Annotated in this window: 11 protein-coding genes, 3 tRNA genes and 3 rRNA genes; 12 read left to right on the top strand and 5 right to left on the bottom strand. The window is 50.3% G+C overall.

All coding sequences use genetic code 11. The annotated features are described in order from the left end of the window. Positions 1-161: 161 nt before the first annotated feature. A complete protein-coding gene (locus LFE_RS06085; RefSeq protein WP_148272568.1) occupies positions 162-419 on the bottom strand; it encodes a hypothetical protein in 258 nt (85 codons plus the stop codon). 275 nt (positions 420-694) lie between these two features. Here LFE_RS06085 and LFE_RS13910 point away from each other — a divergent pair, with 275 nt between their 5' ends. Continuing rightward, a complete protein-coding gene (locus LFE_RS13910) occupies positions 695-1,090 on the top strand; it encodes a hypothetical protein (protein WP_148272569.1) in 396 nt (131 codons plus the stop codon). A gap of 230 nt (positions 1,091-1,320) precedes the next feature. On the opposite strand, the gene LFE_RS06095 is transcribed toward LFE_RS13910, so the two are convergent. Next, positions 1,321-1,397 (bottom strand) — tRNA-Arg (locus LFE_RS06095). A 392-nt stretch (positions 1,398-1,789) separates the two neighbouring features. Then, positions 1,790-3,205 carry an N-acetylmuramoyl-L-alanine amidase family protein gene (locus tag LFE_RS13065; protein ID WP_014449364.1) on the bottom strand — a complete coding sequence of 472 codons (1,416 nt, stop codon included), beginning with the start codon at positions 3,203-3,205 and terminating at the stop codon, positions 1,790-1,792. Positions 3,206-3,620: 415 nt separating this feature from the next. Between LFE_RS13065 and LFE_RS06105 the strand changes: the two genes are divergently transcribed. The 4 genes from LFE_RS06105 to LFE_RS06120 all read left to right on the top strand — a co-directional run bounded on the left by LFE_RS06105 (position 3,621) and on the right by LFE_RS06120 (position 8,517). After that, the gene (locus tag LFE_RS06105) at positions 3,621-5,705 is read left to right on the top strand and encodes an ABC transporter substrate-binding protein (protein ID WP_158310243.1); all 2,085 of its coding nucleotides are present in this window, start codon (positions 3,621-3,623) and stop codon (positions 5,703-5,705) included. A 39-nt stretch (positions 5,706-5,744) separates the two neighbouring features. Continuing rightward, positions 5,745-6,494 carry a site-2 protease family protein gene (locus LFE_RS06110; protein ID WP_014449366.1) on the top strand — a complete coding sequence of 250 codons (750 nt, stop codon included), beginning with the start codon at positions 5,745-5,747 and terminating at the stop codon, positions 6,492-6,494. A gap of 50 nt (positions 6,495-6,544) precedes the next feature. Next, positions 6,545-7,603, top strand: a complete 1,059-nt coding sequence (gene trpS, locus LFE_RS06115) for a tryptophan--tRNA ligase (RefSeq protein WP_014449367.1) — start codon at positions 6,545-6,547, stop codon at positions 7,601-7,603. Between the two features lie 65 nt (positions 7,604-7,668). Next, on the top strand, positions 7,669-8,517 hold the full coding sequence (locus tag LFE_RS06120) for an acetyl-CoA carboxylase carboxyltransferase subunit alpha (RefSeq protein ID WP_014449368.1): 849 nt from the start codon (positions 7,669-7,671) through the stop codon (positions 8,515-8,517). 23 nt (positions 8,518-8,540) lie between these two features. Here LFE_RS06120 and dnaE read toward each other — a convergent pair whose 3' ends face one another. Beyond that, entirely contained in the window at positions 8,541-12,113 is a 3,573-nt protein-coding gene (gene dnaE / locus LFE_RS06125) for a DNA polymerase III subunit alpha (protein WP_014449369.1), read from the bottom strand. 51 nt (positions 12,114-12,164) lie between these two features. Next, complete coding sequence (locus LFE_RS06130; protein ID WP_014449370.1) at positions 12,165-14,108, bottom strand: ATP-dependent helicase; 1,944 nt, start codon at positions 14,106-14,108, stop codon at positions 12,165-12,167. Positions 14,109-14,303: 195 nt separating this feature from the next. On the opposite strand from LFE_RS06130, the gene LFE_RS06140 reads away from it, so the two are divergent. The 7 genes from LFE_RS06140 to LFE_RS06170 all read left to right on the top strand — a co-directional run bounded on the left by LFE_RS06140 (position 14,304) and on the right by LFE_RS06170 (position 22,449). Continuing rightward, a complete protein-coding gene (locus LFE_RS06140; protein WP_014449371.1) occupies positions 14,304-15,188 on the top strand; it encodes a hypothetical protein in 885 nt (294 codons plus the stop codon). A 325-nt stretch (positions 15,189-15,513) separates the two neighbouring features. Further along, positions 15,514-17,075 (top strand): 16S ribosomal RNA (locus LFE_RS06145). A gap of 82 nt (positions 17,076-17,157) precedes the next feature. Continuing rightward, a tRNA-Ile gene (locus LFE_RS06150) sits at positions 17,158-17,234 on the top strand. Positions 17,235-17,239: 5 nt separating this feature from the next. Further along, positions 17,240-17,315, top strand: a tRNA-Ala gene (locus tag LFE_RS06155). 203 nt (positions 17,316-17,518) lie between these two features. Next, positions 17,519-20,494 (top strand): 23S ribosomal RNA (locus tag LFE_RS06160). A 100-nt stretch (positions 20,495-20,594) separates the two neighbouring features. Beyond that, positions 20,595-20,711 (top strand): 5S ribosomal RNA (rrf, locus tag LFE_RS06165). Together the 16S, 23S and 5S rRNA genes with 2 tRNA genes alongside form the textbook arrangement of a ribosomal RNA operon. Before the next feature lie 115 nt (positions 20,712-20,826). Then, complete coding sequence (locus tag LFE_RS06170) at positions 20,827-22,449, top strand: peptide ABC transporter substrate-binding protein (RefSeq protein WP_148272570.1); 1,623 nt, start codon at positions 20,827-20,829, stop codon at positions 22,447-22,449. Positions 22,450-22,498 lie beyond the last annotated feature (49 nt).

Genomic DNA, 22,498 nt, shown 5'->3' on the forward strand with positions numbered 1-22,498 from the left:
TCTGGCGATTTTGCGAATGAAGGATTGTGTACAGGGGGTGACTCGAATATCCGCACGCATTTCAATCTGATTCTTTGAAAAGGGGCTGAACCCATTGCAGGTTAACTTCTTTAGCAGGCAGAAGATCATCCGGAATTTAAAACGGTAGCTTCATTTGAAGGTCAAAGATTGGGCGGAGAGATTGAAATGATTTCGGTCGTGATCAGTAAAAAATGGGATCCAAGGCATTCAGAATACGGCATCGGACTGTACCCCAAACCCGGATCCCAGCCGAGGTCAGGGATCTTTGCGACAACCACGATCCGTGGCTGAAAACGGTTGACCGGAATCTGGAAATGTCCATCGAGACCCAGAAAAAGATCCGGAAGAACAACGACTGCTGAAGAACAGGTCCAAAATATGCCAGAGAATTGAATCATCCATCGGAGGAAAAATCTCACAGGAAAAATCGATCAGAACACCCCTCTCTCTCAGCTTGAGAATCACTTGCTGTCGGCAGAGTTTGCAAATGCTCTAGCCCACGATGACGGTCGAGCCGCACAACAGCATCTGGCGGCAGGGCGGCCCATTTATTACGGCGACGATCGCTATCCTGGAAAAATCATTAAAAAATATCCGGTTAGACGTCAACAGCTTGTTTCAGTGGACCCCAATGGGAAAATGACAGTGCTTCGGGATCTGTAATGCCGCAGTTGTGGATTGTCTCCGGACCGAACGGGGCGGGAAAACGACAATTGCCGAGCGTTGCCTGGCTTCACGTATTCCCGTGGTCTCTCCGGACAATTTGGCAGCGATTCATGGTCTGAGTCCCATGCAAGCAGGGAGGGCTGCTGTTCGAGAACAGGAGCGACTATTCGCTTCCGGAATCAGTTTTGCCGTGGATACTACTTTTTCCGGAAACCGCGAAATTCATTTGATGAGACGGGCAAGAGCGGCAGGATTTACAGTCAACCTGATTTTCATCTGTCTTTCTAGTGCAGCCCTATGTCAGGTTCGGATAGAAGAGCGCGTTTCGAGCGGAGGACACTCCGTACCGGCCAGAGACGTGAGAAGGCGTTTTGAGAGAAGCCTCAGTAATCTAACGGTCTGAATATTGCCGAACGAACTTTTATCCTTGACAATACGGGAGAAAAACATAAGTTTCTGTTTTCCATTGAGCATAGTCGAGTCAAGCATCTTTCAAAGAAGATGCCTGATTGGGCGAAACAAACCATTCCCGAAAAGTTTATCAGATCCCGTGACTTAGACTTTGAGTGAGAAAATAAAACATTTCGGGTAGAGTTTTGTTGTTATGGATACAAGATATTTTTTTTTTAAAAGTGGTGCCCCCGGGGTGACTCGAACACCCGACACAAGGTTTAGGAAACCTCTGCTCTGTCCGCCTGAGCTACGGGGGCATTTGATTTTGGTAGGGTGATTGCTGGAAGAAAGGACCGGTCGGGAAACCGGTCCCTGTCGATCCATTATCCTATATTTGGTCCATACCAGGTGCCATTACAATCGATGCAGACGAAGTCCCCGTCGACGGAAAGTGTAGGCTCTCCGCAGAAAGGGCAATCCGGCCCATTTTTTCTGGGAATGTGAAGTGGTAACTCCAATTCGTCAAGATCAATTTCTTCGGGCTCATCCATTGGGATCCCCTTTATCTATCCTGAATCATTCGATACGATGAATGTGTCTGCCAGACCAGTTTTAAAACAGGTCATCACAACCAAGACTCTCCATCCTATCATAGAAAACGGCCATTTTCCAAAATCGGTCCGTATCATAAATGGAATGTCAGGGGAATTCATTCAGGCTGATGAAGGTTGGCACTTGCGAGGCGATTGATTTTTTCCGGATGGACCCAGCGGTCGTAGGAAATAATTCCTCTGTAGAGACCCTCAGCTACCAGTTGTCGATATCGTCCTTTTGCGATGAGGGCCGCATCTTTCCTGTTCGAAAGAAAGTTGACTTCCGTCAGGACCGCCGGCATCGATGTTCCCATGATGACATAGAAGGGCGCATGCTTGATCCCGAAATCCCGAATTCCGGAATAATGGGAGCTCAGTGTTCCAATGAGGGCATTGTCGAGGGATGAGGCAAGCTCCATGGAATGTTTCTTTTTGTGATTGATCCTCAATGTGAGGAGGATTGCTCCCAGATCACCTGCCGCACCAAGGGAAGCATTTTCCCGCTTTGCGAGAGCCATGGCTCGTTTATCCTTTGAGTGAAGGGTCAGGAGATAGGTCTGGATTCCCCTGACGGAAGGGTCAGGGTCGGCATTTGCATGAACAGAAAGGAAAAGGTCTCCATGGTCCCGGTTCGCAATCCTTGTCCTGTCCTTCAGAGAGATGAAGGAGTCGTCTGTTCTCGTGTAAAAGACATGGAACCGTCCATCCTGTGAAAGGAGAAGGCCCAATCTCCGGACGATATCAAGGACGAGATCCTTTTCACAATAACCGTTGACAGATGTGGTTCCGCAATCCTTTCCACCATGACCTGCGTCCAGAACAACCCTCATGCGGTGTGTCTTGATGGGCAAGGTATAGTCGGACTCAATGGCGACTGGTGGGGGAGAGGAGGTTGTTCCCGTTTCTTTCTTTTTTTCCTGCAGTTTTTTTCCGGGAATAATATAGACTTTCCCATTATTTCCGGGTTTTGTCTGAATGGTTGGGGATGTTTTTGACGGAGGCGTCGAGCTGACCGCCGCCTTTCCATTATGGGATTGCTTGCGGGAGGAGGGGGCATTGTCCTGGGCATTCTTGCCCGGATGCCCTGTTACAGGGTAATCGATCACAACGCGGGAAGGAGATGAAAGATTGAAAATATGGGGAGTGCCGAGCGTGGTTGACTCCATAACAATCAATACGGTCGTCCGTTTTCCGGGCTTATAGGTAACGGTGATTTCCCTGATCCATTTTTTGGAATATGTGTTTCGGAGGCGATAGGATTTTTTGAGGGAAGGGGAAGGCATGACACCTTCGAGCGAAATGATTCCCTGTCCGGTTCGGGAAGAGACTGACTCTTTTTTCACTGGACCATCGAGCACCAGAACAACCCGTATATGATCCCGATGGAGCCCGACTTTCATGTTCGTGAGAAAACTGATTGAGGATGCATTGGCGGAAGAAATCCAGTAGGTCGTTCCCATTGCCTTGAAGGAGCCGGGAGCAATCAATCCGCAAACGATGAGAAAGAGGATTAAAAGTTTTTTTCCAAACATCCCGAACCGCCTTCCTGTTCTTATAAATAATGTGTTACGGCCGAGCAGAGACAAGCTTGTCAAGAGAATCTCCAAGAATAACCAGCTTAACTTATGACGATTTTGACAAAAAAACAAGCTTGTGTCCATCCTTCCTTGTTTTTTTGACGAAATGGCCTGAAACCGGCGACTGTCAGGGGAAATTATCTGCCCTTCCTTGATTCAGCTCATTGTCTTCCTGTACTCTCATCATAGCACTGCACTTATGTATCCTTTTTTACCCGGTTTTATTTCAAAGTGAATCGATGGCTGCCCGCCGCACCTTCAAGCTCTGCTGGTATTGGCTGTTCTACAAGGGGAACCCGGCTTGAACTGTCTCGGAATGCCCGATGAAAAATGCAGAAAAGGTCCATTGGTGATTCGAACGAAAACTGCTATGAGTCCGTTCATTAAAAGGCAACTTGCCCTGTGCGGGGGGATTGGCTTTTTCTGCCTGTTCCTTTGTTTGTCATCGGTCCAAATGGTATCCGCAGCGGACAAGACACCGGAGCAATCCGGAGTTCCTGCCTCAACCATGCCTCAGGTGCCTGTTTTCCAGGTTTCCTCCCAACCCCTTCCAAAAGTGTCTGACATTGATCTTTCCATGGAGATCAAGAAAGCGACGGACGCTCTCAACGAGGGGAAAAACCCTGAGGCCAGGAATCTGTTTGAGAATATTCTTCTGGATTACCCTGCCGGCAAGGTTCCCCTCGCTGTCTATCTGGGGCTTGCCCGGGCCGATCATCGCATGGATCTTCCTGCATCCGTCCTGAACCTTCTCCTACCTCTTTTAAAATCACAAATTCTGGCCCAGAGCACACCATCGGAAAAGACGGATTATCTGTATTTGATCGGGATGGCCGACAGTACCTTGAAGAATGATCTCGGAACGCTTCATTATCTATTGCCTGCCTACAAGGATCTCGATTCGGACGCTCGCATTTATGCGGCAACGAATGTGCTCGAACCTCTTCTTGCCAAGACTGACCCCATCTCCTCGATTATCATGTTTGCAACCATGCGTTCAAATATGAGCCCTGCTTTTCAGGCCAAAATGGAAACACTCATCTCCTCAATGGTGATGGCGTCAGTCGCCTCTGTGGAGGATGCCCAAAAAATATGGGACGCTTTCCCGGACAGGTTTCCTGGCGATGTTGCCATTTTCAAGTCCGGGAACCTTTTGGAGTCCTCAAAACATGATGATCAGGCAGAACTTGCGTATATCCACCTTCTGGCCAATTATCCGGAATCCGGTCTGACTCAGGAGGCACAGAATCGACTTGACGGGATTCATTTCACAAAGGAGCAGCGTCCTGTCGGAGTGATCATTCCAAGTCTGGTCAAAAATCCTCTTTCCCCTTATATACGCTCTGTGCTGAAGGGGGTCTACGCAGCTTATTCTTCCCATAGAATCCACCGATGGATCCCATCGGTCAAATCCGTCAGGACAAGCCTGGAGACAGAAAAAACATTTATCGAACTTGAACGCCGGGAAGGGATGATTTCCTGTATCGGTCCTATCCTTCCCAAGGATCTGCAGCTCTTGAAGAAACAACTGTCTTCAGGTCGTTTCCTTTGCGTCTCTCCCACCCTCTCTCCTTCGGTAGCCTTCAAAGGGGTCAGAAGCGTTGCGACCATGCCGGTAATGCTTGGAAAAGCCGCTGCCATGGAGGTCTTGTCCGTTGCGCCCAAAGATCCGGCCCTGACCCTGTATCCCGATGTTCCCTACGGGAGCATGATGGAGAGAGTCTTTGCGAAGACCCTGAAACAGGGCGGTGGAGAGTATCTCCGGGGAATCTCCTATAACTCCGGGGCTCCGGATATCCAGCCAACGATTGAATCGATGAAAACTTTTGGCCAAACCATCCAGATTGACAAGAATTCCGCCAAGGATCCTTCGATCAAGATAACAAGCCCAGATTCGATCCGATTCAATGGGGAGAGATTTGTTCTTTTTTCTTCCTCGGAAGGGAGTCATCCGAAAAAGGTCTTTTTCCTTCCGTCCTTCCGAACCATCTTTATTCCGGATACCTCCGGCCATCATGCGCGTCTTCTCAGGGAACTTGCCTATAAAGGCATTCAAAACCAGCTCATTATAGGCAATGATACTTTCTTGTCGGACTCATCGATCCCCGATGTCTCTATTTTGGGAAAGATCAAGGCCGTTGGGACTTTTTCCCGAAACGACCTTCCGATAGAGAATCCCGATATCAGGGTTTATAATCAGACCTTTGGTGTTCTGCCGGACCTTTTCGCACTCCAAACAATTGATGCGGCCGAGATGATCAACAAATCCCTTATGACAACCATAAAAACTCCTTCTCAGATGGCCTACGCCATGAAAAAAATCACCCATTATCACGGGTTGTCGGGAAAACTCAGATGGGATCCATCCGGACAGGCGGAGAAAGAGGTTCATGTTTTCGGATATAATGATGGACACTGGCAGAAGGAAGATCATTTCTGGGTGAACCCGTTCTGATGGGCATGATTATAACGACACGATTGCTGGGGAGATGGTTTGTTTCATTTTGATTCAGGCTTTTCATGGCTTCTCGACTTGGGACTCAAGCTTGTCATCTGGGGGATCCCGGTACTTTTTGCGGTCACATTCCATGAACTTGCGCACGGAGTGGTTGCCGATTATCTTGGTGATCCAACACCCAGGATGATGGGAAGACTGTCAGCCAATCCTCTTGTTCATGTTGATCCCTTCGGAACGGTCCTTCTTCCCCTTATTCTTCTTCTATCGCACACCGGTCTTATGTTCGGATATGCCAAACCGATTCCCATCAATACAAGAAATCTCCATCATTACCGGAGGGATTCGGTTCTTGTTGCCTTTGCCGGTCCGGGTTCGAATCTGATGATGGCGCTCATTTCGATGAGTCTTCTGCATGCCTTTCTCACAACGCTTCCGTTAACAGCGACTTCTCCGGTGTGGGGAGAGGTTTTGCCGATTTTTCTGGCCATGATGAAAGCATCGATTACCGTCAATATTGTCTTGTTTTTTTTCAATATGATTCCACTGCCTCCGCTTGATGGCGGCCGGGTCGCAACCGGACTTCTTCCGGATTTTATCGCCGCACCGCTTTCAAGGGTTGAACCTTACGGAATCTGGATCATCTTCGGACTGGTGATTCTCGATCCCTATCTGGGAATTCTGTCAAGAACGCTATGGCCGCTTGTCGAGACCACCACCAGTTCCATCATCACACTTGCCTATGATCCATCTGCCCTTTTCCATCTGGGTGGGGCGAGCCCTGAATAAGGGAACAGCTTTTTTGAGATAACATCTATAATGACCATGGAGACTCTTTCGTGACGACATCTGCCAGGACAAATGAAACGGAAGAAACGACCCCTTTCGAGGAAAAACGGGTTGTCAGCGGTATACAGCCTTCGGGGAGGATGCACCTTGGGAATTATATGGGAGCCCTTCACAACTGGATCGCCCTTCAAAACACTCATGATTGTTTTTTCTTTATCGCCGACTGGCATGCATTGTCCACGAACTATGAAAATACCCGGAATCTCATCTCAAATACACGGGAGATGCTCATTGACTGGCTCTCTCTAGGTCTTGATCCGGAGAAGTCAACCATATTCCTGCAGTCTGATGTCACGGAACATGCCGAGCTGAACCTGCTCTTCGGAATGATCACTCCGGTCTCCTGGCTGACCCGGAACCCGAGCTTCAAGGATCAACAGGAGCAGCTAGACAATCGGAATCTCTCCATGTTCGGGTTTCTGGGATATCCGGTTCTGATGACAGCCGATATTGCCCTCTACCGGGCAACTCATGTTCCTGTTGGCCAGGACCAGCTGCCGCATCTAGAGCTTGCGCGTGAAATTGTCAGGAGGTTTCACCATTTTTATGGGCCTGCCATTCCCGAACCCATGCCACTTTTGACACCGACTCCCAAGCTTCCGGGACTGGACGGACGTAAAATGAGCAAGAGCTACGATAACTGCCTGTATATTACGGATAGTGCCGAGGTTATCTGGGAGAAGATCAAGACCATGGTGACAGATCCTCAGCGAGTCCGAAGAAAAGATCCCGGGAATCCCGATGTCTGCCCGGTTTATGACTTGCACCGGGTCTTTACATCGGCGGAGGAGAGGCTCACGATCGAAACCGGATGCAGGACGGCAGGAATTGGATGCATTGACTGCAAATCCATTTTGCGCAACGGGATAGAGAGAGTTCTCTCACCGGCAAGGGAGAAACGTTCGGAGATCTTGTCCAACCCCCAAAAACTCGATTCCATTTTGGAAAAGGGCGCCGAGAAAGCCAGATATGAAGCCAGAAAAACGATCCGGATCGTGAGGGATGCCATGTTGCTTCCCGGAAAACCGGGCCACCTCGAACTTCATTAATCGGTTCTGTTCGAGTCCAATCGATCCTGAAAACAGGATGACCTTATCAGAAGGAAGGAGCTCCTTTGGAGACTCATTCAAAAACATCGAAGACTGAAAGTCCCATCTGGGAAAAAGTGGTGATTGCCAGAGCCCAGGATCGTCCGACGGCTCTGGATTATACGCAACGCCTGTTTACGAATTTCATTGAACTCCATGGTGACCGTGGTTTTAGGGACGACCCTTCGATAGTTTCAGGTATTGCAGGGTTTGAAGGCAGGACCGTTGTCGTCATTGGCCATCAAAAAGGAAAAAGTTTCAAGGACCGGGTCTCGAGAAACTTCGGAATGCCCCATCCGGAAGGATATCGGAAAGCGTTAAGGATCATGCGCCTCGCCGAGAGGTTCAATATGCCGATCGTAACCTTTATTGACACTCCAGGGGCTTTCCCGGGCATTGAAGCCGAAGAAAGAGGGCAGATCGAGGCTGTTGCCAGGAACATCATGGAGATGTTTCAGATCAGGGTTCCGATCATCTCATTTGTAATAGGGGAGGGAGGGAGCGGAGGAGCCCTGGCCATTGGGGTCGGGGATCGGGTCTATATGCTTGAAAACTCTATCTATTCCGTGATCTCTCCTGAAGCCTGTGCAGCTATCCTTTGGGAAGATGCCGGACGCGCACCCGAGGCGGCCCAGAGCCTTAATATCACAGCCAGCGACCTTTTGCGTCTGAAGGTCGTTGATGGAATGGTCGAGGAACCACCAGGAGGAGTCCAGAAAGACTTTTCAATGGTTGTTTCAAAAATCAAGTTGATTCTTGCAAGGGATTTCGAGATCCTTTCGCAAAAGTCAACCGATGAATTGCTGAATGACCGCTATGAAAAATTCCGGAAAATGGGCCCTTACAAGGATGGTTCCCGGAAGGATGCTTCGTAAACAGTTCCGGGGACGGCCTTTCATCAGGAAGCTTGGAAGGATCGCCCTTCTTCACGGCGTTTTTGGATCATGAAATCGCTCAACTCCTTTGGTAGTGCCTCCAGCCGGGTTGCTGCTCCCTCGCCGAACCGGTCTGTAACGGATCGAATGAATTCATCAGTCGGGTTCAGCTGGAGTTTTTTTCCGGCAAGCCAGCAGGAAGATGCCGGTTCCGTCATGATGTCGATTTCAACGATTGCCGGTGTTTTTCCGGGAAATCGATCGACAAGGTTTTTCATATCAATCATGTCCTGGGTCGAAAGTCCGTCACTCTGCAGACGAAGAATGACCGCGCTATAGAGATTTTTCATAATGTCGTCGAGAGTATCGACCCTGGTTGCCCGAATCTTCGTCCCAAAATCATTTCTTTCAAGGCTGCCTGAAACCAGAAGAGGGATGTCGGCATCGAGACGGGACTCTATTCCCTGAAAAATATCCGGAAAAAGGACGACCTCAATCGACCCTTCAAGGTCAATCAGAAGACATTGGGCCATCCTGTCACCTTTTTTTGTACGGATGATCTTGAGAGAAGAGACGACTCCAAAAACGCCAATCATTGATCCTTCCGCTATGGAGTCAATCTCTCCGGTCGTTTTTGTCGAAAGCTTCTGGATCAGATCTCCATAATTGGCCATGGGGTGTGATGTCAGGTAGAAGCCAAGCGCCTCCCGCTCCTCTTTCAGAAGGGTTCTTTCATCCCATTCCGGAAGTTCCGGGAGCGGTGGAGGTGTTTCGGGATCGACAGAAAACTCCTTGAAAAGGCTGACCATTGGAGACTTTTTGCTCTGTTTGGCTTTTTCTGCCCACTCAAGGAGCGGGTCAAGTGCTTCCATGGCGATGGACCTTTTGATTCCAAGGGAGCGAAAGGCACCGGATCGTATCAGTGCCTCTACGACTCGACGGTTGACCTTTTTCCCTTCGATTCTCCTGATAAAGTCGGGAAAGTCCTTGAATGGCCCTGATTCGTTTCTCATCTCAATAATGGCATCGACCGCCTGCTTTCCGACGTTTTTCACAGCCCCAAGTCCAAATAGAATCTTGGATCCTGAGCGGAGGCTGAAGTCGAATTCGCTTTCGTTGATGTCCGGAGCCATGACGGAAATTCCCATATCCTTTGCCCCGACCAAAAACACACCGATCTTTTCCGTGTCATCGAGAGCATTCGTCAACAGGGCCGCCCAAAGCTCGAGAGGGTAATGAGCCTTGAGGTAAGCTGTCTGATAGGAAATCAGGGCATAGGCGGCGCTATGGGATTTATTGAATCCGTATCCCGCAAAAAAAGCCATGAGGTCAAAGACCTGTTCGGCTTTTTTAACGGGAAATCCCAGCCCCTTGGCCCCAAGGACAAACTTGTCCTTCATTTTTTCCATCTCTTCAGGTTTTTTCTTGCCCATCGCCCGTCTCAGGAGGTCCGATTCTCCAAGAGAAAATCCTCCGAGAATATTGGCAATTTTCATCACCTGTTCCTGATAGACGATAACCCCGTAGGTTTCTTTCAGAACAGGCTCGAGCTCAGGGAGCTCATAGACGATCTCTTTCGGATTTTTCTTTCTTTTTATGAAATCGTCGACCATGCCGCTATTGATCGGTCCTGGCCGATAAAGAGCGAGAAGTGCGATCAGATCTTCAAAATTTTCGGGTTGCATCTTGATAATGAGATCGGTCATTCCCCTCGATTCCAGCTGAAATATCCCGAGGGTTTTTCCATGAGCCAGGAGTTCGTATGTTTTCGCATCATCGAGAGGAATTCTCTCGATTGAAAAGGAGGGATCCCTATCGTGAATCCGCCGGACTGCATCCTGGATCAGGGTCAGTGTGGTCAGCCCGAGAAAGTCGAATTTGACCAGACCAACTTTTTCCACATCATCTTTTGTAAATTGAGTCACAATTTCCCCGTCGCTTCCCCGCATCAGGGGAACGTGTTCCATCAGGGAATCTTTTGAGATGACCACGCCTGCCGCGTGAATCGAGCTATGGCGGGTAATCCCCTCAAGCTTCATGGACAGGGTGAAGAGATCCTGTATGCGTTGATCGGTTGAAACCAGGGTTTTTAATTCGGGATTTTCCTGAAGGGCCTTTTCAAGGGTCATCTCCAGGGCATTGGGAATCATTTTGGCCACTTTGTCGACTTCCGAGTAGGTCATGGAAAGGACCCGGCCAACATCCCTGATAGAGCCTTTGGCACCCATTGTTCCAAAGGTTGCGATCATCGAAACACGGTCTTCACCATATTTTTTGACAACATAGTCGATGACTTCCCCGCGTCTGTTCATGCAAAAATCAATATCGATATCGGGAAGGCTGACCCGTTCTGGATTCAGAAATCGTTCAAAAAGGAGACCGAAGCGGATTGGATCTATATTGGTAATCCGGAGGGAGTAGGCGACCAGGGAGCCTGCAGCGGATCCTCGTCCGGGACCGACGGGGATTCCCATTTCGCGGGCTTTTTTGATGAAATCCCAGACGATCATGAAATAGCCTTCATAACCCATTCTGGCGATGACGGCTATTTCCAGATCCAGACGTTTTCGGTATTCGTTTCTTTCTTCATCTGAAAAACGGGATTCAGAAAACCGCTCCTCAAGCCCTTCCAGTGTTTTAGAGACAAAGAGATCTTTTACGGATACCTCCGGAAACTGTCCAGCGTCGATCTTGTAATCGGGCATATGGGTTGTCTGAAGGTCCAGTTTCAGATCGACCATGTCCGCAACTCTCAGCGTGTTCTGGATGGCTTCCGGGAGCTCCTTGAAGGACTCGATCATTTCCCTGGGAGTCTTGATGTAAAATTCATCCGAGCCAAAACGAAGCCTGTTGGGCTCAGAAAGCGTTTTTCCTGTCTGGAGGCACAGGAGAATATCGTGCGGTGTAGAGTCTTCCCGTTCGAGATAATGGCAATCGTTTGTGGCCACCAGAGGCAGATCCATCGCCCTGGCCATTTTGATGATTTCCTTGTTTGCGCGTATCTGGTCGTCTAGTCCATTGGCCTGGACTTCCAGAAAAAAATTCTCTTTTCCAAAAATATCCTGAAAAACGCCCGCTGTTGCGTAGGCGGTTTCATCGTCTCCTCGTGTCAGCATATAGGCAATTTGACCCTTGAGACATCCGGAAAGGGCAATAATACCCTCGTGGTACCGGGAGAGAAGCTCAAAGTCGACACGGGGACGAAAATAAAATCCCTCGATATGGGAAAGAGAGACAATTTTTAAAAGATTTTTATAACCCACTTCATTTTGAGCCAACAAGATGAGATGGAAGGAGGCGTTATTGATCTTGCGCCCCTGATGGGGACCTTCGCCCATAAAGTGTATTTCCCGTCGTTCATGCCGGGATCTTGGGGTAATATAGACTTCGCAGCCGATAATGGGCTTGACCCCTTCTTTTCGGGCCGCCTGGTAGAACTCGATGGCTCCGAAGAGATTCCCGTGATCGGTCATGGCTACGGCCTGCATGCCGGTCTCCCGGACCTTCTTCATGAGTGGAGGGATCTTGTTTGCCCCATCCAGAAGGCTATATTGGGTGTGGACATGAAGGTGGACAAATCGGTCAATGGAAGACATCTACAGTTTCTCCGTCATAACAGCGTCTAAAAACACGGTTTGCCCACTGTTTCAGGAATACCAGTGTTCATAGTCTTCATGGCTAAAACGTTCACTTCCGGCCTCAAGCAGGAACCGGGATGGGGCGAGAGGTGCATATCGCCCCCTTCCTTGTGCCGATTTCGGTACACACAGGACCAGCTCTTTTCGTGCTCTTGTCACGGCCACATAAAAAAGCCTTCGTTCTTCTTCAATATCCGACATCCGCTCAAGGGACTTTTCCGAAGGGAAGAGTCCCTCATTGACCGATAAAAGAAAAACGGTATCCCATTCCAGGCCTTTGGCCTGATGAATGGACGACAGGACAACCCGGTCCGAAACAACAGAGCCTTCGAGCGCAGATTCCTCGAAGGATTCCAGGAGAGCGATTTCGGAAAGAAAGGTTTCAAGATCGGACTGATTGTCCAGCTGCTTTGCAAAAGCTTCAAGGTCTTCTTCTCTTTCCTGGGGATTTTCCCTGATATCGTAGAGTTCCTTTTTGTAGCCGAGGGAGAGTATCTCCCGGACCAGAAAGCCAAGCGAGTTGGTCCCGGAAATATAGCTTCTGCGAAGTGAGGAGAGTCTTTCTCCCAATGAGGTGACCCCAGCAACCAGCTTGGGAGTTAAGACTTTTCCGGCCTGGAGGGAGCACAGGGCCTCGACCGGATCATCGCAGGTCGCCATCCATTGCAGGATCTTTTCGGTGGCTTTTGGTCCAACCTTGGGGATCATCCTCAAAAGCCTTGAAAAAGCCGAGCTGTCCCTCGGATTCAAAACAAGACGCAAATACGCAAGAATGTCCTTTATATGGGCCTGTTCATAAAATCTTAAACCGGAAGTCAATGTGAACGGAATCCTTCTTCTTGCCAGTTCGATTTGAATGGAAAGAGAGAGATAATGGGAGCGGTACAGAACGCAAACCTCTCCCATCATCTCTCCCCGGTCTTCTTTCTGGGAAATCCTCTTGGCGACGTATTGTGCCTGGTCGATATCAGAGTAAAAGGTTATGCATTCCGGAAGAGAGCCCTGATCCAGCACTGAGCGGAGTACTTTTGGAAGTTGCCTCTGGTTCTGGAGAATGACGCGATTGGCAATGTCCAGAATGGAAACCGTTGAGCGGTAATTGGTTTCCAGGCGGAAGACTTCCGCATTGGGATATCGTTCTGAAAAGGAGAGCATGTTTTCAACATTCGCTCCCCGGAATGAATAGATGCTCTGACTGTCATCCCCGACAGCAAAAAGCTGCTGATGTCCTTGGGCAAGCCGATCGAGAAGGGCTGCCTGAAGGGGATTGGTGTCTTGATATTCATCGACCAGAATGAACCGGAACCGTCCCTGAAGGAGAGGGAGAATTTCCGGATCATCCAAAAGACGGTACCAGTATAATAAAAGGTCATCGTAGTCCAATAGCCTTGAGTCCTGTTTCCTGACCAAATATCTTCTTGCAATTTCCTCAAGTTCGGGAAGATAGCGGAACAGGTGCGGGTACCTGTCTCCCAATAGCTCTTCAAGTGCCATGAGTTTATTGGAGGCAAGGCTCATGATATTGAGAATCAGTGAGGCGGGAGGGAAGTCAGAGTCCTTTGTTCCAACGGTATCGACAAGTGCCTTGATCATATCGAGCTGGTCTTCCCTGTCCATGATGGTCAGAGCGGATGCAAGTCCAACCCTTTGCCCGAATTCCCTGATCAATCGAAAACCCACATGGTGGAAAGTGCCCGCCCAGGGCAGGGGGGGATGGTCTCCCAGAAGATCTTTGAGACGATTTTGCATGACAATTGCCGATTTCTTTGTGAAGGTCAACAAAAGGATTCTGTGAAAAGGCACTCCCTTGGAAAGAAGGTAGGCCGCGCGATAGGTGAGGACTCTTGTTTTCCCCGACCCTGCGCCTGCAAGAATCAGAGAGGGACCGTCTGGTGCGAGTGCCGCTTTTTGTTGTTCCTCATTTAAATCATGCTCAAAATCCACTGAATTCATGGCTATCCGTTCATCAGAAAGATGGGTTCTGGAAAATGGTTTCTCCATTGGGTCGCGGGATGGTGCAGATGGAAAATCACAAGAAGATTGCCAGTATCGAATTCAAAATGAAAGAGCCCTGACTCGCGGGATTGAGATCCTAGTTGATATTTGGTATCATCTCCAGACAATTAAAAACAATATGGGTTGAGGAAAATGATCATACTACTTTTGGAAAGTCTTGGGTACGGGCTATTGCACGGTCTCCTGCCGGACGAGCATACATGGCCAATCACGTTCAGTTACGCAATCGGAAATGCAACCGGTAAAAAAGGCGTCAAGTCAGGGTTTTATTTTTCTCTTGCGTTTATGATCCAAAGGGCAATTGCCTCTGAGCTTGCCTATCTGTTTCTCGCAAGCTGGCTTTTGAAAGAGGTTGTGAATTCCTGGGCCGACCTGATTGTAGGAATTGTCATGTCCACAGCCGGGATCATCATCATCAGAAAAAAGCGTTATATTCACTTTCATCTTCTCGGGCATCATCATGAATCGCCGCAAGAGGTCGAGACTGATTCCCATGTTCTTTCCATGAGCCATGAGGCTCATGAGGCCCACACGAAACAAGGGGCTGATAAAGAGCCTGATGCGATTCCGACAAAGTGGGCCTTGATACACGGATTTATTGCGGGTTTTGGATTCGGTCCTTTTGCGCTCTTTATCTATACGACAGCGGCTCCAAGAATGACATCCGCTTGGCTTGGGTTTTTGCCAGGTCTTCTTTTTGGGTTGGGAACAATGATTATGCTGATGATTCTGGGGGGAGTATTCGGAGCATCCCTTAAACTGACAAAAAGATTCAATACGGAAGAAATTCAGTCGATCGGTCTCCATACAGGCTCCATGACTCTTCTTTGGGGTGGGGTGATCTTTGCTTCAGGAGGAATTTTGGGGCTGTCTCCTTATGGAAAAAATCTTCCTTTCGATCTTGGAAATGCACTGATTGTTCTGGTGATGCTAGGAGTGGCTGTTCCTGTTTTATTCTTTTCGATCAGAAAAGTGCTCCTCTGCAAAAAGAATACCCCGATTCCCTCATCTCCCTGAGCTATTCTGTCAAAGGTGTCCTCAGCGGAATCCCCTGATTTTCGGGGATTTCGGGGGTTGCCTTGACAAAAGAGGGGGAGGAGGCTATAACTAGCCTCCTCCGAACGACCTGGAAAAAAACGAAGGGAAGCAAGGGGGGAGGGGTTGACAGGGATGGTCCTTAAGTGTAGGATCAAACGGTTGACTCTTTCGGGGAGAAAAAAGTCCCCGAAGCGAGAAAGCGCCTGTGGAAACGCAGGGAAGAAGTTCTCGGATCATTGACAACTAAATAGGAGCAGCAACGTCCAATGAAAGGGCCCTGATCATGAAATACAGGAACAAAATGAATCTGGAGAGTTTGATCCTGGCTCAGAACGAACGCTGGCGGCGTGCCTAACACATGCAAGTCCAACGTGAAAGGGGAGCAATCCCCCGGTAGGGTGGCAAACGGGTGAGTAAGACATGGGTGATCTACCTTAGGGATGGGGATATCCTTCCGAAAGGAGGGGCAATACCGAATATTGTCCGGGACCATGAAGGGTTCCGGGGAAAGGGAGGCCTCTGATACAAGCTTTCGCCTTAAGATGAGCCCATGGCCCATCAGCTAGTTGGTAGGGTAAAGGCCTACCAAGGCTACGACGGGTCGCTGGTCTGAGAGGACGACCAGCCACACTGGCACTGAGATACGGGCCAGACTCCTACGGGAGGCAGCAGTGAGGAATATTGCGCAATGGGGGAAACCCTGACGCAGCAACGCCGCGTGTGGGAAGAAGGCCTTCGGGTCGTAAACCACTTTTACTCGGGACGAAAAAGGGATGTCAAATAAATATCCCCGATGACGGTACCGTGAGAATAAGCCACGGCTAACTCTGTGCCAGCAGCCGCGGTAAGACAGAGGTGGCAAGCGTTGTTCGGAATTACTGGGCGTAAAGAGTCTGTAGGTGGTTTGTCAAGTCTTTGGTGAAAGGCCGTAGCTTAACTATGGGAATGCCAAAGAGACTGGCAGGCTGGAGGCTGGGAGAGGGAAGCGGAATTTCTGGTGTAGCGGTGAAATGCGTAGATATCAGAAGGAAGGCCGGTGGCGAAGGCGGCTTCCTGGAACAGTCCTGACACTGAGAGACGAAAGCGTGGGGAGCAAACAGGATTAGATACCCTGGTAGTCCACGCCCTAAACGATGGGTACTAAGTGTGGAGGGGTTAAACCCTCCGTGCCGCAGCAAACGCAGTAAGTACCCCGCCTGGGGAGTACGGCCGCAAGGTTGAAACTCAAAGGAATTGACGGGGGCCCGCACAAGCGGTGGTGCATGTGGTTTAATTCGACGCAACGCGAGGAACCTTACCTAGGCTTGACATGTGGTCAGTAGCGAACCGAAAGGGGAGCGACCCGTCAAATCGGGCAATCACACAGGTGCTGCATGGCTGTCGTCAGCTCGTGCCGTGAGGTGTTGGGTTCAGTCCCGCAACGAGCGCAACCCTCGCCCTTTGTTGCCATCGGGTAAAGCCGGGCACTCTAAGGGGACTGCCAGCGACAAGTTGGAGGAAGGAGAGGATGACGTCAAGTCATCATGGCCTTTATGCCTAGGGCCACACACGTGCAACAATGGCCGGTACAGACGGAGGCAATGCCGAGAGGCGGAGCAAACCCGAGAAAACCGGTCCCAGTTCGGATTGAGGTCTGCAACTCGACCTCATGAAGTCGGAATCGCTAGTAATCGCATATCAGAACGATGCGGTGAATACGTTCCCGGGCCTTGTACACACCGCCCGTCACACCACGAAAGTTTGTTGTACCCGAAGTCGGTGCCTTAACCTCGCAAGAGGAGAGAGCCGCCCAAGGTATGGCCGATGATTGGGGTGAAGTCGTAACAAGGTAGCCGTAGGGGAACCTGCGGCTGGATCACCTCCTTTCTAGGAGAGAAGGGTCCTGGATGAAGCGCTCCTATTTAGTATTGTGAAGGATCCGAGTGGAAGCCGGGACCGGAGAAAAACCGGGCCTGTAGCTCAGATGGTGAGAGCGCACGCCTGATAAGCGTGAGGTCGATAGTTCGAATCTATCCAGGCCCACCATCTGCGGGGATGTAGCTCAGTTGGGAGAGCGCCTGCTTTGCAAGCAGGAGGTCAGCGGTTCGATCCCGCTCATCTCCACCACGGAAGAGGAAGAAGGACAGGGTGGACCGGCAGGAAAGGAAAGAGGCCGGCCGTCGGGAAGCGACCCCGGGCAAGGATGGGGAAAGAGGCTTCGATCATTGACAATTGAATCGGCAGAAATACAAGAAGAGGGCAACGCAGGACCGGGGGAACCCGGGGAATGCGAGTCAACAAGCTTTTTGGAGCAAGGGCGAAGAGTAAGCGTTCAAGTGACAAAGGGCAGACGGGGAATGCCTAGGCAGCAGAAGGCGATGAAGGACGTGGCGAGCTGCGAAAAGCTTCGGGGAGCCGCTCACAGGCGATGATCCGGAGGAATCCGAATGGGGGAACCCCACTGGGGGAATGCCCAGTGAGCCTTTTCTGAATTCATAGGAAAAGGCGGCGAACCCGGGGAAGTGAAACATCTCAGTACCCGGAGGAAAAGAAATCAAACGAGATTCCCCAAGTAGTGGCGAGCGAAAAGGGAAGAGCCCAAACCACCGGTATGCAAGGTCAAAGCCGTTGTACCGGCGGGGTTGTTGGAGATAAGGTGGTGTAACTTTGAGTGCACCCGGAACGAGCATCGGTTAGGCGAATGGCCTGGAAAGGCCAACCAGAGAGGGTGACAGTCCCGTAGACGAAAACCGAGAGCAAGGCCGACTTATGATCCAGAGTACCACCGGGCCCGAGAAACCCGGTGGGAAGCAGGGAAGACCACTTTCCAAGGCTAAATACTCACTGCTGACCGATAGTGAACCAGTACCGTGAGGGAAAGGCGAAAAGAACCCCAAGCAGGGGAGTGAAATAGAACCTGAAACCGTCTGCCTACAACCAGTCGGAGCACAGCGCTCGCAAGAGCCGTGTGACGGCGTGCCTTTTGCTTAATGAGCCGGCGAGTTCATCGGAGGAGCGAGGTTAAGGAGGTTCCGAAGCCGAAGCGAAAGCGAGTCCGAATAGGGCGACAAGTTGCTCTGATGAGACCCGAAGCGAAGTGATCTACCCATGGTCAGGATGAAGCGTGGTTAAAACCACGTGGAGGTCCGAACCGGTGCCTGGTGCAAAAGACTCGGATGAACTGTGGGTAGGGGTGAAAGGCTAATCAAACTTCGTGATAGCTGGTTCTCCTCGAAATCACTCTAGGGTGAGCCTTGTATGAATCCTGTCGGAGGTAGAGCACTGAATGGACGAGGGGCCTTCACCGGCTACCGAATCCAACCAAACTCCGAATGCCGACAGAGAATGTACAGGAGTTAGACTACGGGTGCTAAGATCCGTGGTCAAAAGGGAAACAGCCCAGACCGCCAGCTAAGGTCCCTAATTCACGCTTAGTGGGAAAGGAAGTGGATATCCAGAGACAGCCAGGAGGTTGGCTTAGAAGCAGCCATCCTTTAAAGAGTGCGTAATAGCTCACTGGTCAAGGGTATCTGCACCGAAAATGTAACGGGGCTCAAGCGTGGAACCGAAGCTGCGGATTATTGAAAGATAATGGTAGAGGAGCGTTCGTTGTGGGGTGAAGGATGATCGCAAGGGCATCTGGACCGCAACGAAGAGAGAATGCCGGCATAAGTAGCGTTAAAAGACGCGAGAACCGTCTTCGCCGAAAGTCTAAGGTTTCCTGGGCAACGTTCATCGACCCAGGGTAAGTCGGTCCCTAAGCCGAGGAGGAAACTCGTAGGCGATGGAAGACAGGTTAATATTCCTGTACCCGGTGGTTTGCGAACAAAAGCGCCAGAGGGGGGACGCAGGAGGGAAGGCACCGCCACGAGATGGTCTTCGTGGTCTAAGCCCGCAGGGGGGATCTCAGGAAAATCCGGGATCCGATCAACCGAGAGGCGACAGGGAGCCGCGCAAGCGGCGAAGGGGCTGGGCCCACACTGCCAAGAAAAGCCTCGCTGGAAGTGAATCATCGGACCGTACCGCAAACCGACACTGGTAGACGGGAGGAAGACTCCAAGGCGCATGAGAGAACTCTCGCTAAGGAACTAGGCAAACTCGCCCCGTAACTTCGGGAGAAGGGGTGCCGACGGTGTGCAAGCACCTGTCGGTCTCAGTAAAGAGGGTCAAGCGACTGTTTACCAAAAACACAGGACTCTGCAAAGTCGAAAGACGAAGTATAGGGTCTGACGCCTGCCCGGTGCTGGAAGGTTAACGGGAGGGGTTCGCGTGCAAACGCAAAGCTCTGAACCGAAGCCCCAGTAAACGGCGGCCGTAACTATAACGGTCCTAAGGTAGCGAAATTCCTTGTCGGGTAAGTTCCGACCCGCACGAATGGCGTAACGACTTGACCGCTGTCTCAGCGAGAGACTCAGCGAAATTGACGTGCTGGTGAAGATACCAGCTGCCCGCAACTAGACGGAAAGACCCTGTGCACCTTTACTATAGCTTGGCAGTGGTTGCTAGGATCATTTGTGTAGGATAGGTGGGAGGCGTTGAAGCGGGTGCGCTAGCATCCGTGGAGCCAACGGTGAAATACCACCCTAATGATTCTGGCATCCTCACCGAATCCCGTGATCCGGGATCGGGACCCTGCCTGGTGGGTAGTTTGACTGGGGCGGTCGCCTCCTAAAAAGTAACGGAGGCGCCCAAAGGTTCCCTCAGGCTGGCCGGAAACCAGCCGATGAGTGCAAAGGCATAAGGGAGCTTCACTGAGAGACTGACGGGTCGATCAGATGGGAAACCAGGGCTTAGTGATCCGGTGGTTCCTCGTGGGAGGGCCATCGCTCAGCGGACAAAAGGTACGCCGGGGATAACAGGCTGATCTCCCCCAAGAGTTCACATCGACGGGGAGGTTTGGCACCTCGATGTCGACTCATCGCATCCTGGGGCTGAAGTTGGTCCCAAGGGTTGGGCTGTTCGCCCATTAAAGCGGTACGAGAGTTGGGTTCAGAACGTCGTGAGACAGTTCGGTCCCTATCTGTTGTGGGCGTTGGATATTTGAGAGGATCGATCCCTAGTACGAGAGGACCGGGATGGACTGACCTCTAGTGTGCCGGCTGTCGTGCCAACGGCAGGCCGGGTAGCTATGTCGGGACGGGAGAACTGCTGAAAGCATCTAAGCGGGAAACCCACCTCAAGATAAGATATCCCGCCATGTAAGTGGCCAGAAGACCCCTAGAAGACTACTAGGTTGATAGGCTGGGGATGTAAGGCCCGTAAGGGTTTGAGTGTACCAGTACTAATCGGTCGAGAGACTTGAATGGCTCTTCGTCCTTGCTCTAGAAAGTTTGACCCTTCTTCTTGACGAACGCCGGAACGCCTCGTAAAAAACAACGAGGGGTCCCGCAGTTCGCCTGCCGGTTTTCCGGTGGCCATGCCGGAGGGGATCCACCCGTTCCCATCCCGAACACGGCCGTTAAGCCCTCCAGGGCCGATGATACTGCAACTGCAAGGTTGTGGGAAAGTAGGACGCTGCCGGAATAAATGTTGGGTCTGTTCCCGTCCTCGACGGGTTCAGGCCCTTTTTTTAATTCCCTTTTTGTCCCCTTCATCTCAATCACTTCTTTTCCATTATGAGACTCGAGGCATCTTTCTGATGACCGAAGACATTTCCCGACCACCAAGAAGCTCTTTCCTCCATTCACTGAACCTTCGCCGTTTTTTTCAGTTCTTTTTTCCCATGTTCTTCCTTTTGGATCTTTCCTGTTCTCCCCATTTTCAGCCGGTTTCAAAACATGACTCTCATACTCTGTTCATGGCAATGGCGGATGACCCATCCACTCTGGACTGGAACAAGGCGACGGATGGTATCAGTTTCGAGGTGATCACCAACCTGATGGACGGACTCACCAGATTTGATAAACACCTTAATGTTTCACCGGATATTGCCCTTTCCTGGGAAACGGTCGGGAACAAAGAGTTTACTTTTCACCTTGATCCCTCCCGGACATGGAGTGATGGCAAACCGGTCAGATCTTCCGATTTCAGAAATTCCTTCCTGAGACTTCTCTCTTCAAAAACGGCATCTCCCTACGCATATTATCTTTTCGATGTTCAAAACGCTTCCTGCTTTCACGAAAACAAGTGCACTGCCTCCCAAGTGGGAATCGAGGTTCCTGATTCGAAGACATTAAAAGTGTCTCTTTCTCATCCGATGGCGGCCTTTCCTTCTTTGCTGACCAGCCCCATAACCGATCCGGTCCGAATCGACCTGATTCAAAAATACAAGGACAAATGGACATCGCCCAAACATCTGGTCACCAATGGCCGTTTTATCCTAAAAGACTGGTGGCATGGAGATTCTCTTCTCCTCGAATCCAGAAAGGATATTGTTCCTGCCCCCTCCCTCAGGCGAATCCGTTTTCTGATCATTCCGGAGCCTGTTACCCAGCTTCTTTTATATGACCGCCATGTTTTGGATATTGTGGGGGTTCCCAGTTTTTACGTGAAAAAATATCAGCAATCCCCGGATCTTCATCGTATCCCCCAGTTCAGTACAGTCTATTATAGCCTCAATATAAAACGGCCTCCTTTTGACAATATTCACGTACGAAAAGCGTTTGCTCTTGCCGTTGACCGTTCGGATCTTCGAGAACTGTTCCAGAATGCGTTTCCGGTATCACGATCCTTCATTCCGAGGGGATTGTTGGGATATGAAAAAAATGGCGGCTACCGTTATGACCCACAAAAAGCACGTTCCGAACTTGCAATGGCTGGTTATCCGGGTGGAAAACATTTTCCAAGGGTGACCCTCATTTTCCCTTCTGGTACTCAAAGCCGAATCTTGGCTGTTCACTTTCAGGAATCCTTCAGAAAAGTTCTTCATGTCAGTATTCATCTGAGATCCCTTGAATGGAAGGCTTTTCTAGCGAAACTTGACTCCAAAACTCCTCAAATGTATCAGTCCGGATGGCTTGCAGACTATCCTGATCCGAATACCTTCATGACATTGATGATGACGGATTCGGGGAACAACAGGACAGGTTGGGGAGATCCCCTTTTTGATCATCTTGTGTCTGAGGCTCTGAGTTCAGACAATCAGAGTGTACGATCTGAACTCTATAAAAAAGCCCAAAAACAACTCCTGAGAATCGGGATACCGGTTATTCCGCTTTCAGAAGGTCTTTCCAACATGCTAGTCCATCAAGACATCAAGGGATTTTGGCATGATCCGCTTGGAACAGATCATCTCGAGAATGTGACCAAAATTCCGGATTAATGCATTGTTTCATCTTCTGATATGTCTAAAACTATGATATCCTTAACGG

The sequence above is a fragment of the Leptospirillum ferrooxidans C2-3 genome (assembly GCF_000284315.1).
Lineage (GTDB): Bacteria > Nitrospirota > Leptospirillia > Leptospirillales > Leptospirillaceae > Leptospirillum > Leptospirillum ferrooxidans.

Coding starts and splice junctions, on each gene's coding strand:
- LFE_RS06105 (WP_158310243.1), top strand. CDS start 3,621: ATGAGTCCGTTCATTAAAAGGCAACTTGCCCTGTGCGGGGGGATTGGC.
- LFE_RS06130 (WP_014449370.1), bottom strand. CDS start 14,108: ATGAATTCAGTGGATTTTGAGCATGATTTAAATGAGGAACAACAAAAA.
- LFE_RS06085 (WP_148272568.1), bottom strand. CDS start 419: ATGATTCAATTCTCTGGCATATTTTGGACCTGTTCTTCAGCAGTCGTT.
- LFE_RS06140 (WP_014449371.1), top strand. CDS start 14,304: ATGATCATACTACTTTTGGAAAGTCTTGGGTACGGGCTATTGCACGGT.
- LFE_RS06170 (WP_148272570.1), top strand. CDS start 20,827: ATGACCGAAGACATTTCCCGACCACCAAGAAGCTCTTTCCTCCATTCA.
- LFE_RS13065 (WP_014449364.1), bottom strand. CDS start 3,205: ATGTTTGGAAAAAAACTTTTAATCCTCTTTCTCATCGTTTGCGGATTG.
- dnaE (WP_014449369.1), bottom strand. CDS start 12,113: ATGTCTTCCATTGACCGATTTGTCCACCTTCATGTCCACACCCAATAT.